This is a genomic window from Mesorhizobium sp. M7A.F.Ca.US.014.04.1.1 (genome assembly GCF_003998745.1).
GTDB classification, from domain to species: domain Bacteria; phylum Pseudomonadota; class Alphaproteobacteria; order Rhizobiales; family Rhizobiaceae; genus Mesorhizobium; species Mesorhizobium ciceri.
The window spans coordinates 1-1,752 of record NZ_RZRW01000861.1 but is presented as its reverse complement, the minus strand read 5'-3'; the positions used below and the strand labels follow the sequence as shown (position 1 = coordinate 1,752).

At 63.7% G+C, this 1,752-nt stretch carries 2 protein-coding genes and 1 pseudogene; all 3 read left to right on the top strand.

What is annotated here, in order from left to right; translation table 11 throughout:
- A pseudogene (locus EOA22_RS32430) lies at positions 1 to 279 on the top strand (methenyltetrahydromethanopterin cyclohydrolase); the annotation flags it as partial.
- A gap of 230 nt (positions 280 to 509) precedes the next feature.
- Positions 510 to 1,361: a RimK family alpha-L-glutamate ligase gene (locus EOA22_RS32425; protein ID WP_224619548.1), complete on the top strand. Its 852-nt coding sequence runs from the start codon at positions 510 to 512 to the stop codon at positions 1,359 to 1,361.
- Between the two features lie 62 nt (positions 1,362 to 1,423).
- Positions 1,424 to 1,752, top strand: a 329-nt coding sequence (locus EOA22_RS32420; RefSeq protein WP_245478741.1) for a triphosphoribosyl-dephospho-CoA synthase, incomplete at its 3' end; no start/stop codon positions are given.

The following is a 1,752-nucleotide window of genomic DNA, read 5'->3' as shown; positions in this document are numbered from 1 at the left end:
TGAACCAACGATGCCATCATCTATGGCGGCAGCGTCCAGCTCTTCGTCAAAGGATCGGCGAAGGAGGCTGGCAAACTCGCGGAAAAACTTCCCAGCAGCGCCTCACGGGACTACGGCCAACCCTTCGCCGAGATATTCACGCGGTTCAAGGGCGATTTCTATGCCATCGACCCGTTGCTGTTCAGCCCGGCTGAAGTGATCGTGACAGCGATCGAAACCGGCGATACTTTTCGCGCCGGTCGGCGTGATCTGAAGATGCTCGAACGGAGTCTCGGCTAGGGCATGGCGGTGCAAAGGGATTCGTCTGTCATTCGCCCGCCCGGCGACTGCCTTCCGTGCAGCCCTGCCGCGGACGCTGCCATGAGGGCCTGGAATCGCTCGCGCCGCCGACATTCCCGCACCCGAGAGGCCACATGATCCCTCGCATCCTGATCGTCAGCGACAAAGTGGACACCGGCTCCAACGGCCTGGCGGCAGGACTTGGTCGGGGGGGCGCCGCCGTTACAGCCGTGCCGCTGGCGGCGATCGCATTCGATACCAGCAGCCCGAGCGGACTTGCGATCCCCGGCTTCGGCGGCACGCTGCCCGACGCCGTGCTCGTCCGTTCGATCGCCGCCGGATCGTTCGAAGCGGTTACCCGGCGCCTCGGGGTGCTGCACGCGTTAAGCAGACTGTCGGTTCCCGTATGGAATTCCGCGCAGGCGATCGAGCGCTGCGTCGACAAGTCGATGACGACATTCCTCCTGAAAAATGCCGGCCTGCCTACGCCACGCACCTTTGCCGTAGAAGGACTTGCCGTCGCCGAGGAGGTCGCGGCGCAAGAGCTTCCGCGGGGACCGCTGGTGCTGAAACCATTGTTCGGGGCGCAAGGCCGCGGCATAAAGCTGATCCGCACGTTCTCGGACCTGCCGGCCGCAGAAGAGGTGAACAGCGTCTACTACCTTCAGCAATATGTGTCGCGTGCCGGTCCGCCTTTCCGGGATTTCCGCGTGTTTGTCTGCGCCGGAGAGACCGTGGCGATGATGAGCCGCATCAGCGACGACTGGATCACGAACGTCAACCGGGGTGGCGTGCCGGAACAGGTTTCCGAACATGGCAAGGCGGAACTGGCATCGCTGGCCGTCGCTGCGTCAGCCGCGGTCGGCGCGGATTTTGCCGGCGTGGACATCGTGCGGGCTGACGACGGCAATCTGTTCATACTCGAAGTGAACAGCATGCCCGCATGGTCGGGATTGCAGTCGGTGGTCGCCGTGAACATCGCCGAAGCAATCGCCGATGCCTTGCTGAAACTTCTGGCCGACCGCGCCGAGGCGGCCGCCGCACCGCGGCCCTACCGTTTTGCCGCGCCTGCGAATTCGTGAGGGCGGGCAAGGTGGTGCTTTCGCGTGAACGCCTCCGGGCCAGCTATAAGAATGCCTGCAGGATGGAGATCGAAGCCCTAAAGCCGGGCAACGTCCATCTGTTCGCCGACGGACACGGCATGTCCGCCGCCCAGTTCATGACAAGTGCGGAGGTTTCCTCCGGGCCGCTGACCGATCCTCGTCTGCCGGTCGGGCAGCGGATGCTGGAGGCGGTGCGCGCGACACGACTGGCGGTCGCAACCAATACCAATCTCGGAATCATCCTTCTGGCAGGGCCTCTGATATGCGCCGCCGAAATGGGCGGTGACAGACTGCGTGACAATCTCGATTCGCTGCTTCGGGCTTTGAGCGTGCAGGATACCAAGGCGGTATTCGAGGCGATCGTCACGGC